This window comes from Phycicoccus sp. Soil748, assembly GCF_001428025.1.
In the GTDB taxonomy this organism is placed as follows: domain Bacteria; phylum Actinomycetota; class Actinomycetes; order Actinomycetales; family Dermatophilaceae; genus Pedococcus.
Genome location: NZ_LMSC01000004.1, coordinates 40,249 through 54,733, shown reverse-complemented (window position 1 = coordinate 54,733; position 14,485 = coordinate 40,249). Strand labels below are relative to the sequence as shown.

General features: G+C 74.0%; 13 protein-coding genes. All 13 read left to right on the top strand.

Features of this window, described 5'->3' with window-relative positions; all coding sequences use genetic code 11:
• Positions 1–552: 552 nt before the first annotated feature.
• The 13 genes from ASG70_RS02545 to ASG70_RS02485 all read left to right on the top strand — a co-directional run bounded on the left by ASG70_RS02545 (position 553) and on the right by ASG70_RS02485 (position 14,483).
• Positions 553–1,299, top strand: a complete 747-nt coding sequence (locus ASG70_RS02545) for a lipopolysaccharide assembly protein LapB (protein WP_082589995.1) — start codon at positions 553–555, stop codon at positions 1,297–1,299.
• Positions 1,300–2,313 (top strand): HAD-IIA family hydrolase, encoded by a 1,014-nt coding sequence (locus ASG70_RS02540; RefSeq protein WP_082589993.1) that lies wholly within the window; start codon positions 1,300–1,302, stop codon positions 2,311–2,313.
• 45 nt (positions 2,314–2,358) lie between these two features.
• Positions 2,359–3,093: a hypothetical protein gene (locus ASG70_RS19565; RefSeq protein ID WP_056882294.1), complete on the top strand. Its 735-nt coding sequence runs from the start codon at positions 2,359–2,361 to the stop codon at positions 3,091–3,093.
• The gene (locus ASG70_RS02530; RefSeq protein WP_056882293.1) at positions 3,090–3,410 is read left to right on the top strand and encodes a hypothetical protein; all 321 of its coding nucleotides are present in this window, start codon (positions 3,090–3,092) and stop codon (positions 3,408–3,410) included. The genes ASG70_RS19565 and ASG70_RS02530 overlap by 4 nt, the downstream gene beginning before the upstream one ends.
• Positions 3,407–4,222, top strand: coding sequence for a TlyA family RNA methyltransferase (locus tag ASG70_RS02525; protein ID WP_056882292.1), 816 nt, complete (start codon positions 3,407–3,409; stop codon positions 4,220–4,222). Before ASG70_RS02530 ends, ASG70_RS02525 begins: the two co-directional genes overlap by 4 nt.
• The gene (locus ASG70_RS02520) at positions 4,219–5,166 is read left to right on the top strand and encodes an NAD kinase (RefSeq protein ID WP_056882291.1); all 948 of its coding nucleotides are present in this window, start codon (positions 4,219–4,221) and stop codon (positions 5,164–5,166) included. Before ASG70_RS02525 ends, ASG70_RS02520 begins: the two co-directional genes overlap by 4 nt.
• A gap of 85 nt (positions 5,167–5,251) precedes the next feature.
• Entirely contained in the window at positions 5,252–6,970 is a 1,719-nt protein-coding gene (gene recN, locus ASG70_RS02515; RefSeq protein WP_056882290.1) for a DNA repair protein RecN, read from the top strand.
• A gap of 63 nt (positions 6,971–7,033) precedes the next feature.
• Positions 7,034–8,218: a putative cytokinetic ring protein SteA gene (steA, locus tag ASG70_RS02510; protein WP_056882289.1), complete on the top strand. Its 1,185-nt coding sequence runs from the start codon at positions 7,034–7,036 to the stop codon at positions 8,216–8,218.
• Entirely contained in the window at positions 8,215–9,153 is a 939-nt protein-coding gene (locus ASG70_RS02505) for a copper transporter (RefSeq protein WP_056882288.1), read from the top strand. Before steA ends, ASG70_RS02505 begins: the two co-directional genes overlap by 4 nt.
• 17 nt (positions 9,154–9,170) lie before the next feature.
• Positions 9,171–9,983, top strand: coding sequence for a hypothetical protein (locus ASG70_RS02500; protein ID WP_235531305.1), 813 nt, complete (start codon positions 9,171–9,173; stop codon positions 9,981–9,983).
• Positions 9,980–11,659: a murein biosynthesis integral membrane protein MurJ gene (gene murJ, locus ASG70_RS02495; protein ID WP_056882286.1), complete on the top strand. Its 1,680-nt coding sequence runs from the start codon at positions 9,980–9,982 to the stop codon at positions 11,657–11,659. Before ASG70_RS02500 ends, murJ begins: the two co-directional genes overlap by 4 nt.
• Positions 11,656–12,765: a glycosyltransferase family 4 protein gene (locus tag ASG70_RS02490; RefSeq protein ID WP_056882285.1), complete on the top strand. Its 1,110-nt coding sequence runs from the start codon at positions 11,656–11,658 to the stop codon at positions 12,763–12,765. Before murJ ends, ASG70_RS02490 begins: the two co-directional genes overlap by 4 nt.
• A gap of 11 nt (positions 12,766–12,776) precedes the next feature.
• Positions 12,777–14,483 carry a CTP synthase gene (locus ASG70_RS02485; RefSeq protein ID WP_056882284.1) on the top strand — a complete coding sequence of 569 codons (1,707 nt, stop codon included), beginning with the start codon at positions 12,777–12,779 and terminating at the stop codon, positions 14,481–14,483.
• Positions 14,484–14,485: the final 2 nt, after the last annotated feature.

The window sequence follows — 14,485 nt, the reverse complement described above, 5'->3', positions numbered from 1 at the left end:
CCCCCACAGGAAGGCCCTTTCGCATTTGTGGGCGCATTGCAGAAGTGCACCCACGACGACAGTTCCGACGAGTCGCGACGGACGCTCTCACCCGGGCAGTGCCCCGGTCGCAGCGAGTCCGTAGACTGCGGGACGATTACTGCACAGCGAGGAGCACCGGTGTCCGAGAACCAGTCAGGTCGTGACGGCCAGGGCCGTCGTCCATCCTCGGGCGGCGGCCGTCCCGGGGGCTCTGGAGGGCCTGGAGGCTCGCGAGGCCCTGGCGGCGGCTCCCGCGGTCAAGGTGGCCAGGGTGGCGGTTACCGAGGCCAGGGCGGTCAGGGCGGTCAGGGCGGTGGCGGCAGCTACGACCGTGGTGAAGGTCGTCCATCCGGCGGACGTCCGGGAGCCGGGCGACCCGGCGGTCGTCCCCCGGGTGGCTCCGAGCGGCGCGGTGGCGCGGGTCGGCGTGACGAGCGTGGAGCCGGGACCTTTGACAACAGTGAGCGTCGTGGGGGACCGAGGCTCGCGCCCCGCACCCCGAAGCTGCCCGAGCCCCGCATCGCCGAGGGGGTGACAGGCAAGGAGCTGGACCGCTCGGTGCACCACCAGCTGCGCACCCTGAGCAAGGAGAACGCCGAGGGTGTGGCGCAGCACCTGGTCATGGTGGCCGCCCTGCTCGAGGTCGACGACTTCGTCGGGGCCGAGGCGCACGCCGAGACGGCAGTGCGACGGGCCGGACGCGTGCCCGCGACGCGCGAGGCCCTCGGCCTGGTCGCCTACCGCAAGGGGGAGTGGGCCAGGGCGCTCAGCGAGTTCCGCACCGCCCGCCGGCTCAGCGGTTCCTCGCACATGCTGCCGCTGATGGTGGACTGCGAGCGTGGGCTGGGGCGTCCCGAGCGCGCGCTGGAGCTGGCCACGTCGCCGGAGGCGAGGACCCTGACGGTGGAGGAGCGCGTCGAGCTGGCCATCGTCATCTCGGGCATCCGCCGTGACATGGGGCAGCTCGATGCCGCGCGCCTGGCCCTGGAGATCCCCCAGCTGAAGTCGACCGGGCGCAAGCCGTGGACGACGCGGCTCGCCTACGCCTACGCGGAGACGCTGCTCGCGGTGGGGCGTGAGGAGGACGCGCGCACGTGGTTCGCCCGTGCTGCCGACACCGACACCGAGCTGGAGACCGACGCGGCCGAGCGTCTCGCCGAGCTCGACGGGGTCATCCTCACCGACCTGCTGGAGGGCGAGGAGGACGACCTCGACGGTGACGACGAGCGGGAGCAGGGAGCCGGCGGTCGCGAGGAGCGCCAGGACGGCGACCGCTAGGTGTCGACGCTGATCGAGCGGTACTCCGCGGTCGTCTGCGACCTCGACGGCGTGGTCTACCGCGGCCCGGAGGCGGTGGACCATGCGGTCTCCGCGCTGTCGTCGCTGTCGGTGCCGATCGTGTACGCGACCAACAACGCGTCCCGCCCTCCCGGCGAGGTGGCGGCCCACCTGACCGAGCTGGGCCTTCACGCGAGCGGCCGCGACGTCGCCACCAGCTCCCAGGCCGGCGCCGAGGTGCTGGCCCGGCACCTGCCCCGGGGAGCGGGCGTGCTGGCGGTCGGCGGCTCGGGGGTGCACGAGGCGCTGCAGGCCAAGGGCTTTCGCGTCCTCGAGCCACGCGACCTGCGCGAGGACGCGAGTCTGCGACCGGAGGGGGTGCTGCAGGGCTACGGCCAGGACGTGACGGCCTCCGACCTGGCTGAAGCGGCCTACGCCGTGGCCGCCGGTGCGTTGTGGGTGGCGACCAACACCGACGAGACGCTGCCGACGCACCGGGGGACCGCACCCGGCAACGGCATGCTCGTCGCCGCGGTGCGGCGAGCCGTCGATCGCGACCCGGTCGTCGTCGGGAAGCCCGAGGCGCCGCTCTACGAGCTGTGCGCGGACCGCCTCGACATGCCCGCACGCCGGGTGCTCGCCGTGGGGGACCGGCTCGAGACCGACGTGGCCGGCGCAGTCGCCACCGGCATGGACTCCGTGCTGGTGCTCACCGGTGTCGACTCGGTGACCACGCTGGCGACCGCTCCGCCGGCCATGCGCCCGACCTACCTCGTGGAGGACCTGCGGGCGCTCGGCGCCGCCTACGAGGCGGCTGAGACGGACTACTCCTGGTGGGAGTGCGGCGGCGACCGGCGCCGGCTCGTGGACGGGCGCTGGGACGTCGCCCGCACGGGGACCCCCATCGAGTCTGCTCGGGCTGCCGTGGCGTGCCTGCACCAGGCGATCGACGACGACGAGCTCGACGACGACGCGGCCCGGCGCCTCGTGCAGGACCTGGACGTCTGGCAGTAGCGTGAGGAGTCGAGCGACGCCCGGTCGCTCCCCGAGGAGGACCCCATGGCGTTCGAGTCCGTGCGCAGCTACGTCCAGCTCGCCAGCGGTCTGGGTGAGATGACGATGGCCAAGGCGATGGAGGCTGCGCAGGGTCTGCTGGCCCTCCCGGGAGTCGACGAGGTGAGCCGTCGAGCGGTGCAGGCCTCGACCCTGGCCGACCAGCTGCTCGAGGCCGCCCGGAGCAACAGGGCCAACCTCGTGGCCCTCGTGCAGGCCGAGGTCGAGACCGCGCTTCGGCGTGCCGACGTGGCCAGCCTCGGCGACGTCGACGCCGCCCGGGCCGCGTTGGCCGGGGTCACCAAGGAGCTCGCGGACCTCAGGGACCTCGTCGTCGCCACCGGTGTCTCGGCAGTGTCCGGCGCCGCCGGTGCCGCCCGTGGCTCAGCACCTCGGCCCTCCGGCGCGGTGAGCACGAGCGCGAGGCCTGCCGCGGCACCGTACGCAGCCGCCCCGGCCGCCGCCCCAGTCGAGCCTGCCGTCGCGACGAAGTCCACGACCGGCGCCGGCAGGAAGTCCGCGTCGACGCGGACGCCGGCGAAGAAGTCGACTGCGAGGAAGACCGCGGCGAAGAAGTCGACGTCTGCGAAGAAGACCACCGCGAAGAAGACCACCGCGACGAAGTCTGCTGCGAAGAAGACGACCGCGAGGAAGACGACGGCCACGAAGTCCGCGGCGAAGAAGTCCACGCCCACGAAGTCCACTGCCCAGAAGACGACTGCGAAGAAGACCGGCTCGTGACCAACCAGCTCCACAGCGACAACGCCCAGCAGCCCCGCCCGGCTGCGCCCACACCGGGCCCAGGCCCAGGGCCTCTGCCCGGACCCCCGCGCACCGCCCCTGGCGGCGAGGCCCCCGACGGTGGCGCACCACACATCGGCACACCTGGGCGCGAGGCGCCCGACCTCGGGGAGCACACGACCGGCGACATCGTCATCGACTCCGCGTTGCAGGACCTGCGTGACGCCCCCGAGGACGACCTGGACGCCCGCATCGACGCCGGCCGACGGGTGCACCAGACGCTGCAGGGCCGCCTGTCCCACCTCGGCGGCGAGTGAGCGACACCGCGCGGCTCGACGTCGAGCTCGTCCGTCGGGGCCTGGCCAGGTCACGCGGTCATGCCCGCGCCCTCGTCGAGGCCGGTGACGTCGTGGTCGCGGGTGCCACGGCAGCCAAGTCCTCGACCCCCGTGGACGCCGCGACGCCGATCGAGGTCCGCGACGAGGGGCCGCGCTGGGTGAGCCGCGCGGCGTACAAGCTCGTGGGGGCGTTCGAGGTCTTCGGGGAGCTCGGGCTCACCGCCGCGGGGAAGCGCTGCCTCGACGTCGGGGCCTCCACCGGCGGGTTCACCCAGGTGCTGCTCCGCCACGGCGCCGACCACGTCGTCGCGCTCGACGTCGGCCGCGGGCAGCTCGTGCCCGAGCTCGCCGACGACCCACGGGTGACCGACCGTCCCGGCACCACCGTGCGCGGCCTGTCGGCGGAGGAGGTCGGCGGACCGGTCGACCTCCTCGTCGCCGACCTCAGCTTCATCTCGCTCACCCTCGTCCTCGACACCTTTCGGGGGCTGCTGCGCGAGGACGGCGACGCCGTGGTGCTGGTGAAGCCTCAGTTCGAGGTGGGCCGGACGCGGCTGGGCAAGGGCGGCATCGTGCGCAGCCAGGGCGACCGCGCCTGGGCGGTCACCGAGGTCACACGCAGCGCCATCGCCGCGGGCCTGCACCCGAAGGGTCTGGCGGAGAGCCCCATCCGGGGAGGCGAGGGCAACGCCGAGTACCTCCTCTGGCTGACCCCGCGCGCCGCTGAGGGCATGGGATGGGAGGCTCTGGTGAAGACCGCAGACCAGGTGAGCCTGAAGGGAACCCCGTGACCACCCCAGCCCGCCGCAGGATCCTCCTCGTGGCCCACCCGCGTCGTCAGGAGGCCCACGACCTCGCCGCCGGGGTGGTGCAACGGCTGCACGACGCCGGTATCGAGGTCGTCGTCCAGTCCGACGAGGCGGCCGCCGTCAACCTGTCCGCCCAGGACGGCGTGACCCTCGCCAGCGCAGACAACCCTGCCGAGGGCTGCGAGCTGGTGTGCGTGCTCGGCGGCGACGGGACCATCCTCCGCGGGGCCGAGATGTCGCGGGGGACCGGTGCGCCGCTCCTGGGCGTCAACCTCGGACACGTCGGGTTCCTCGCCGAGGCGGAGCGGGAGGACATCTCGGCCACCGTCGAGCACATCGTCGCGCGCAGCTACACCGTCGAGGAGCGCATGACCCTCGACGTGACCGCCAAGGTCGACGGGGAGCCGGTCTACACCAGCTGGGCCCTCAACGAGGTCACCGTCGAGAAGGCCAACCGTGAGCGCATGCTCGAGGTCGTCGCCGAGATCGACGGTCGCCCGCTGACGACCTGGGGCTGCGACGGCGCCGTGGTGGCCACGCCGACCGGGTCGACGGCCTACGCGTTCTCGGCCGGTGGGCCGGTCGTGTGGCCCGATGTCGAGGCACTGCTGCTCGTGCCGATCAGCGCGCACGCCCTGTTCGCCCGGCCGCTCGTGGTCGGGCCGCAGTCGCACCTCGCCCTCGAGGTGGTGCCGGACACCCTCGGCACCGGGGCGCTGTGGTGCGACGGCCGGCGCGCCGTCGACCTGCCCCCGGGTGCCCGCATCGAGGTGGTCCGGTCACAGACCCCCGTGCGGCTGGCGCGGCTGAGCCGTTCGCCGTTCACCGACCGGCTCGTGGCCAAGTTCGACCTCAACGTGCACGGCTGGCGCGGCCAGGCGCGGCTCGAGGCCGCCCGCAACGGCCGCCCGGCACCGTCAGCCTGAACGTCGGTCTGAACGTCGGTCCGGGCGTCGGTGTGGCGGCCCTGCGTGACCGGCGGCGTCGGTGCCCCGTGAGAGGCTGTGCCCCGTGCTGCAGGAACTGAGGATCCAGCGTCTGGGCGTCATCGACGACGCCGTGCTCGACCTGCACCCGGGCCTCAACGTCCTCACCGGTGAGACCGGTGCTGGCAAGACCATGGTCGTCACCGGCCTCGGGCTGCTGCTCGGGGCCCGCGCCGACGCCGGCCTGGTCCGGTCCGGTGCCTCCACCGCCGTGGTGGAGGGCCTCGTCGACGTGCCCGAGTCCCACCCCGCCTCCGTGCGGGCCGCCGAGGCGGGCGCAGAGGTGGCGGACGGACTGGTCCTGGTCCGGTCGGTCTCGGCCGAGGGACGCTCTCGCGCCCACGTCGGTGGTCGGTCAGCACCGGTCGGTGTGCTGGCCGAGGTCGGTGAGCACCTCGTGGCCGTGCACGGCCAGGCCGACCAGTGGCGGCTGCGCCACGGAGACCAGCACCGCGCGATGCTCGACCAGTTCGGGGGCGACGCGGTCGCCAAGGCCCTCGCCCGCTACACCGCCGTCTACGACGAGCACGAGGCCGCGCGCACCGAGCTCGCCTCGCTCCGGGAGGCCGCTCGCGACCGCGCCAGGGAGGTCGAGATCCTCCAGCACGGCCTCGAGCAGCTCGAGCAGCTCGACCCGCAGCCGGGGGAGGACGCCGACCTGCGCGTGGAGGACGAGCGGCTCAGCCACGCCGAGGGACTGCGGACGGCCGCGGCCCTCGCCCACGACCACCTCGCGGGGACCCCGGACTACTCGGGGCAGGAGGCCCCCGGCGCGGCCGAGACGGTCGCGGCGGCACGCCAGGCCCTGGCGGGGGAGGCCGACCACGACCCCGCGCTCAAGGAGCTCGACCGGCGCCTCGCCGACCTCGGCTACCTCGTGGCCGACCTCGCGGCCGACCTCAGCTCCTACCTCACCGATGTCGACGTGGACCCCGCGCGGCTGGCCTGGGTGCAGCAGCGCCGCGCCGACCTCACGGCGCTCACCCGCAAGTACGGCGAGACCGTCGCCGACGCCCTGGACTGGGGGCGGGAGGCGGCTCGGCGGCTCGACCTGCTGCTCGGGTCGGACAGCCGTATCGAGGAGCTCGAGCCCCGGGTCGCCGAGCTCGACGCCCAGCGCACCACCGCGGCCCAGGCCCTGACCGCGGCCCGCCGCAAGGCCGCCTCCCGCCTGGCCAAGGCCGTGACCGCCGAGCTCGCCCACCTGGCCATGGGGCAGGCGCGCGTGGAGGTCGACGTCAGCGCCCGGTCGTCGGGACTCGCGCGCCACGGCGCCGACGACGTCGAGATCCTGCTCGCGGCCAACCCCGGCGCCACGGCCCGGACGGTCGCCAAGGCTGCCTCCGGTGGTGAGCTCTCCCGCGTCATGCTCGCGCTGGAGGTCGTGACCGGTGCCGCGGGCGGCGCCGACGTCCCCACCTTCGTCTTCGACGAGGTCGACGCCGGGGTCGGTGGCAGCGCTGCCCTCGACGTCGGCGCACGGCTCGCGGCGCTGGCCGAGCACGCCCAGGTCGTCGTCGTGACCCACCTGCCCCAGGTCGCTGCCTACGCCGACCGGCACCTGGTCGTCCGCAAGGCCAGCGACGGCCACATCACCTCCAGCGGCGTGCACGCCCTCGACGACGACGAGCGGCTGCGCGAGCTGGCCCGCATGATGTCCGGGGCCGAGACCGACGCGGCCCTCGACCACGCCCGGGAGCTCGTCGCCGCGAGCTCTGCCCGGAGGGCGGCAGCGGTCTCCTGAGCGTCGCGGCACGCCCGCGTGGGGCGCGCTGAGCTGGCCCGCCCGCATGGGAGGATGGGCGCGATGCCCCTCAAGATCCCCCGCCAGCGCGCCCGCGAACCCGAGACCCCGGGGGTCCGCGGGCAGGTCCGCGTCGACGCCCGCACCAAGAACCTCACCAAGAGGCTGCGTCCCGGCGAGATCGCCGTCATCAACCACCAGGACATCGACAAGGTCAGCGCCGAGGCGCTGCTGGCGTGCCGACCCGCCGCGGTCGTCAACGCCGCGCCGTCGATCTCCGGGCGCTACCCCAACCTGGGCCCCGAGATCCTCATCGACGCCGGGGTGCCGCTGCTCGACAACGTCGGCGTCGACGTCATGCACACCGTGCACGAGGGCCAGCAGGTCCGCCTCGACGGCGACCAGCTCTGGGTCGGCGACGAGGTCGTGGCCAAGGGCCAGGCGTTCGACCACGAGATCGTCGCGGCAGCCATGACCGAGGCGAGGGCCGGCCTGGCCGTGCAGCTCGAGGCCTTCGCCGCCAACACCATGGAGTACCTGCGGCGCGAGCGTGAGCTGCTCCTCGACGGGGTCGGCGTCCCGGACATCACGACGCAGATCGACGGCCGCCACGCGCTCATCGTCGTGCGCGGTTACCACTACAAGGAGGACCTGCAGACCCTCCGGAGCTACATCCGCGAGTACCGCCCGGTCCTCATCGGCGTCGACGGCGGGGCGGACGCCCTCGTCGAGGTCGGGCTCAAGCCGGACCTCGTCGTCGGCGACATGGACTCGGTGTCCGACGCGACACTGCGCTGCGGCGCCGAGATCGTCGTCCACGCCTACCGCGACGGCAACGCGCCCGGCCTCGAGCGCGTGCGCCGCCTCGGGGTGGAGCCCGTCGTCTTCCCCGCCACCGGCACGAGCGAGGACGTCGCCATGCTCCTCGCGGACGACAAGGGCGCCGAGCTCATCGTCGCCGTCGGCACGCACGCGACCCTGGTCGAGTTCCTCGACAAGGGCCGCAGCGGCATGGCCAGCACCTTCCTGACCCGCCTTCGCGTCGGCGGCAAGCTCGTCGACGCCAAGGGCGTGAGCCGCCTCTACCGCTCTCGCATCTCCAACCTCACCCTCATCGTCATGCTCCTCGTCGGGCTCAGCGCGCTGTTCGCGGCGCTGTGGTCGACGACGGGTGGGCGTGCCCTCCTGCAGGTCCTCGGCGCTCGCTGGGACGACTTGTGGTCCTTCGTCGTAGGAACCATCACGTGATCGACTTCCGCTACCACCTCGTCTCCATCGTCTCGATCTTCCTCGCCCTCGCGGTGGGGATCGTGCTCGGTGCCGGTCCGCTCAAGGAGGACCTGGGCAACACCCTGACGTCGGAGGTGAAGAACCTGCGCCAGGACAAGGCGACGCTGCGGACCCAGCTCGACCAGGCCGAGCGCGGGGACAAGGCCCGTGACGAGTTCACGACCGCGAGCAACCGCAGCCTGCTGGCGTCGCGCCTCGACGACACGACCGTCAGCGTCATCGTGCTGCCCGGCGCGGACGACGGGCTCGTGAAGTCCACCACCGACACGCTCACCGCCGCCGGGGCCACCATCGGCTCGACCATCTCCGTCCAGGACGCGTGGGTGGACCCCGACAAGGCGACCCTGCGCTCGACCCTGGCCCAGAACCTCGCCGGCCAGGTCGGGGTGCCGGTCGACCAGTCGGCCGACCTCGTCGACACGGTGCTCGCCCGCTCGGTCCTCACCAAGGCGGGGTCCGGCGCCGCCGGCGCGAACGCCGCGCTGGAGGGGCTGCGCACCGGTGAGCTCGTGAAGTACAGCCCCGACACCGTCACCCGCGCCACCCTCGCGGTCGTCGTGGCCGGGCCGGTCACCGGCTCGGACACCGCCGCCCGCAGCGACCGGGCCGCAGCGCTGGCCCGCCTCGCCGGCGCGATGGACTCGGCCGGCGCCGGAGCCGTCCTCGTCACGAGCAGCACCGCTCCCGGGACCACGGGCACCGCCTCGGTGGTCACCGCCGCCCGCGACGACAAGGACCTCTCGGGTGCCCTGACCACGGTCGACGACGGCGAGCTGCCGATGGGCCAGGCGAGTGTCGTGTTCGGCCTCCTCGAGCAGGAGGCCGGCAAGTCGGGGCAGTACGGCCTCGCCGGCGACGCGTCCGCCGGGTTCCCGCAGCTCGCAACCAAGTAGGCAGCGTCGTGCACCCCGTGGCGACCGGTGCCCTGGCCGGGGTCGTGGCCTCGCTCTCGCTCAAGGCGTTGCGGGCGAACCCGCCCGGAGGCACGCAGCGCTGGGAGCGCACCAACCACGCCGGGCGACCGGTCACGCTCCTCGAGGGCCCCGCGTACGCCGTGGGCGCGGCGGCTGCTGCCGGCTTCGCCGGTGCCGGTCCGGGGCCCGTCCTCGCGGCCACCGCCTCGGCCGGTCTCGGCGCCCTCGACGACCTCGTCGGCGACTCCTCGAGCAAGGGGCTCAAGGGGCACCTCGGCGCGCTCGCCCGCGGACAGGTCACCACCGGCGCGGTCAAGGTGCTCGGGCTCGGTGCTGCCGGCCTGGCCACGGCCACCCTGGTCGACCGTGGCCTGCGCCGGAGCGGCGGACCTGCCCGGCCCACCGCGGTCGACACCCTCGTCGGTGGCGCCGTGGTGGCGGGCTCGGCCAACCTGCTCAACCTCCTGGACCTGCGACCCGGGCGGGCGCTCAAGGCGACCCTGCTCGGTGCCGCCGCCCTTGCCGCCACAGGCCGGGAGCCGCGTGCGGCCGCGGCGGCCGCCGGCGGCGCAGCCATGGGCCTGCTGGCGCCCGACCTGCGGGGCGAGGCGATGCTCGGCGACACGGGGGCCAACAGCGCAGGCGCCCTGCTCGGGACCGTGTTGGTGCAGGCCACCGGCCGACGCGGTCGGCTCGTCGCGCTGGCCGTCCTCACCGGGCTGACCCTGGCCTCGGAGAAGGTCTCCTTCACACGGGTCATCGAGTCGACCCCGGTGCTGCGCGAGATCGACGCCCTGGGCCGCCGATGACCCCGCCGACGACTCCGCGGACGACCCCGCCGTCGGCCGGGACGGCCGGGACGTCGGTGGCCCGGGCGGCGGGGATCATCGCCGTGGCCACGCTGCTCGCCCGTGTCGCCGGCTTCGTCCGCACCATGGTCTTCTCCAACAGCGTCGGGGCAGCCGGGGTCGGCGACGTCTACCAGACCATCAACCTCGTGCCCAACGTCGTCTACGAGGTGGCAGCCGGGGGCGTCCTCGCCGCCGTCGCCGTACCCCTCATCGCCGGCCAGCTCGGGATGGGACGGCAGGAGGAGGCCGACCGCACCGCGTCGGCCCTGCTCACCTGGGCCGTGCTCGTGCTGGCGCCGCTGGCCGTCCTGCTCGCGGTGCTCGCACCCTGGCTCAGCGCGGCCCTGCTCGGGGCCGGGGCGTCCCGGGACGCGGTCGACCTCGGGTCGCACATGCTGCGCCTGTTCGCCCCGCAGGTCCTGCTCTACGGCGTGGGCATCGTGCTGTCCGGCGTCCTACAGGCCCGTCGGCACTTCCTTGCGGCGGCCCTGGCGCCGCTGCTGTCGAGCCTGGTCGTCATCGCCGCCTACGTCGCGTACGGCGCGCTCGCCGGCACCACCGACGGCCCCGGCGGTGTCTCCGACGCAGCGGTCTGGACGCTCGCAGGCGGCACCACCCTCGGCGTGGTGGTGCTCAGCCTCCCGCTGCTCGTGCCCGTCGTGCGCTCGGGTGTAAGGCTCCGGCCGACCCTGGGCTTCCCCGCGGGCCTCGCCCGGCGGGCCGCCTCCCTGGCCGGTGCCGGGCTGGTGGCGCTGGTCGCGCAGCAGGCCGCCGTGCTCACGGTGCTGTGGATCACCCACCACCGCACGGACGTCGTGGGCACGGTCAACGCCTACGCCTATGTCCAGGCCGTCTATCTGCTGCCCTACGCCGTCCTCGCGGTGCCCATCGCGACCTCGGTCTTCCCCGCGCTGGCCCACACCGCCGGCCAGGAGTCGCAGGGCATGGTGGGCACCGCAGCCCGCGACTCGCTGGCCCGCGGGCTGCAGGGCATCCTGCTGCTCACCGCGGGCGCTGCCGCCGTCCTCATGGCGGTCTCGCGCCCCGTGGGTGCCTTCTTCTCCCACTTCGACCGTGGTTCGGACCTCGGGGGAGGAGCCGCGCTGGCCGCCATCCCCGGCGCCCTGTCGGCGTACGCCCCCGGCGTCGTCGGCTTCGGCGTCGCGGCCCTGCTCACCCGCGCCCTCTACGTGCGCGGGCGCCCCGCCCACGCGGCACTGGCGGTCGCGGCTGGCTGGGCCGTGACCGCCCTCCTGCCCCTCGCAGTCCTCCCGGAGGGGTCGAGCGCCGGCGCGACCCTCGGTGTCCTGGGCGTCGCCTCCTCGGTCGGCATGATCCTCTCCGCGCTCGTGCTCGTCCTGCTCGTGCGCAAGGCATGGGGGCCGCTGGCGCTCGCCGGCAGCTACCGCACCCTCGGCTCGGTCATCGTGGCCGTCGCGCTGGCGCTGGCCGTCGGCGACGGCATCGCCCGCGCCCTGTCGACCACCTCGGTGTGGGGCGCCCTCGGCGCAGGCGTCGCCGTGGCGCTCGCCACCGCGGCGGTCTACCTGGCCGTCATGGCTGTGGGTGACCGGGCGACGTTCCGCGAGATGCGCGAACGGGGACGCAGCCGCCGTCGGGGGAGCGCCGCGTGAGGGTCGCCATGGTCGTCGGGCGCAGCACCGGCGGCATCGGGTTGCACGTGGTCGACCTCACCGCCCGGCTGCGCGAGCTCGGCGACGACGTCGTGGTCGTGACCGACGACCTGACCGCAGACCGGTTCGCGCTCGACGATGCCCGGCGCTGGTGGCCGGCCCGGGGGAACGGCGTACGCGGCATCGTGGCCGACCTGCGCCGGATGCACGCCCTGGCCCGGGGTTCGGACGTCGTCCACGCCCACGGCCACCAGGCGGGCCTGTTCGCCGTCCTCGCCGGCCTGGGGACCGGCACGCCCGTGGTGGTGAGCCAGCACAACGCCGTACCCGGTGGTGCAGGACCACGGGCGGCGCTCAGCCGCATCGTGCAGTCCGTCGTCGCGCGCCGCGCTGCCCTGGTCACCGGGGCCTCGAGCGACCTCGTCGACGTCGCGAGGCACCACGGCGCCACGGACGCCCGGCTCGCACCGGTGCCGTCGCCCAGGGTCCCGGCCCTGCTGGGCACGCGGCCGGTCGCCGTGGCCGAGCGCCGTACCCGGGCAGCCACGCTGCTCGAGGCTGCGGGCCTGCCTGCCTCGGGGGCCCTCGTGCTCACCATCTCCCGGATCGCACCGCAGAAGAGCCTCGACGTGCTCGTCGAGGCGGCGGCGCAAGTCGACGAGCCGGTGCAGTGGGTGGTCGTGGGTGACGGGGACGAACGCCTGCTGACCGACCTGCGGGAGAGGGCCCGGCACCTGGCAGCGCCCGCCCACTTCGTCGGTGCGGTCTCCGACCCCACCGCGTGGCTCGAGGCTGCCGAGGTCTTCGTGCTGCCCAGCCGGTGGGAGGCCCGGGCCCTGGTCGTGCAGGAGGCGATGGCCGCGGGGCTGCCGGTCGTCGCCAGCGACACCGGAGGCCTGCACGACCTCGTCGAAGGGGCCGGCCTGCTCGTCGACGTCGGCGACACGCCCGGGTTCGCCGGTGCTGTCGACCAGGTCCTGGCCGACCCCGAGCTGCGGGGAAGGCTCTCCCAGCAGGGGCGCGACCGCGCCGCGTCGTGGGACGACGGCCTCGCGACGGCACGCCGCTGGCGGGAGTGGTACTCAGCCCTCCCCGGGATGACGTAGGCTTGAATCCCGTGGTGGAGCAGACGAAACACATCTTCGTGACCGGGGGCGTTGCCTCTTCGCTCGGCAAGGGGCTGACCGCCTCGAGCCTCGGACATCTGCTCAGGGCCCGCGGTCTGCGGGTCACCATGCAGAAGCTGGACCCTTATCTCAACGTCGACCCCGGGACGATGAACCCGTTCCAGCACGGCGAGGTCTTCGTGACCGACGACGGGGCCGAGACCGACCTCGACATCGGTCACTACGAGCGGTTCCTCGACGTCCCGCTGGTCGGCAAGGCCAACGTCACGACCGGCCAGGTCTACAGCGACGTGATCGCCAAGGAGCGCCGCGGCGAGTACCTCGGCGACACGGTCCAGGTGATCCCGCACATCACCAACGAGATCAAGGCGCGCATGCGTGCCCAGGCCGCCGGCAGCGAGGGCGTCACCGCGTCCGACGCGCCGGACGTCATCATCACCGAGATCGGCGGCACCGTCGGCGACATCGAGTCGCTGCCCTTCCTCGAGGCCGCCCGCCAGGTGCGCCACGACGTGGGCCGCGACAACGTCTTCTTCCTGCACGTCTCCCTCGTGCCCTACCTCGCCCCGAGCGGCGAGCTCAAGACCAAGCCGACGCAGCACTCGGTGGCCGCCCTGCGCCAGGTCGGCATCCAGCCCGACGGGCTGGTGCTGCGCGCCGACCGTGAGATCCCCGGCGGCATCAAGCGCAAGATCTCGCTGATGTGCGACGTCGACACCGAGGCCGTGGCCGCGTGCGTCGACGCCCCGAGCATCTACGACATCCCCAAGGTCCTGCACAAGGAGGGCCTCGACGCCTACGTCATCCGCCGCCTCGGCCTGCCGTTCCGCGACGTCGACTGGCACGACTGGGACGAGCTGCTGCGCCGCGTGCACAGCCCCGAGCACACCGTCGAGATCGCCCTCGTGGGCAAGTACATCGACCTTCCCGACGCCTACCTCTCGGTCACCGAGGCCATGCGCGCCGGTGGCTTCCACCACGACGCGAAGGTCAAGATCCGCTGGGTCGCCAGCGACGAGTGCCAGACCCCGGCCGGGGCGCAGCGCGCGCTCGGCGGCGTCGACGCGGTGCTCGTGCCCGGGGGCTTCGGCATCCGCGGGATCGAGGGCAAGCTCGGCGCGCTGCGCTGGGCCCGCGAGAAGCAGGTGCCCACCCTCGGCATCTGCCTGGGCCTGCAGTGCATGGTCATCGAGTACGCCCGCAACGTCGCCGGCATCGAGGGCGCGAGCTCCACGGAGTTCGACCCGCGGACGCCCGCCCCGGTCATCGCGACCATGGAGGAGCAGAAGGCGTTCGTCGAGGGGGCCGGGGACCTCGGCGGCACCATGCGCCTGGGTGCCCAGGAGGCCAAGCTCCTCGACGGGTCGCTCGTCGCCGAGGCCTACGGTGCGACGACCGCCACCGAGCGGCACCGGCACCGCTACGAGGTCAACAACGAGTACCTCGACCAGCTCACCGCGGCCGGGCTGGTCGTGAGCGGCACGCACCCCGAGTGGGGCCTCGTGGAGTTCGTCGAGCTCGACCGCGCGGAGCACCCCTACTACGTCGCGACTCAGGCCCACCCGGAGTTCAAGTCCCGGCCGCACCGCGCGCACCCGCTCTTCGCCGGTCTTGTCGGCGCGGCCCTGGACGCCCAGCGCGCCTCCCGGCTCGTGGAGGTCGAGCGGCCCAAGGTCGCCGCCGACGCGAACGCCTGACC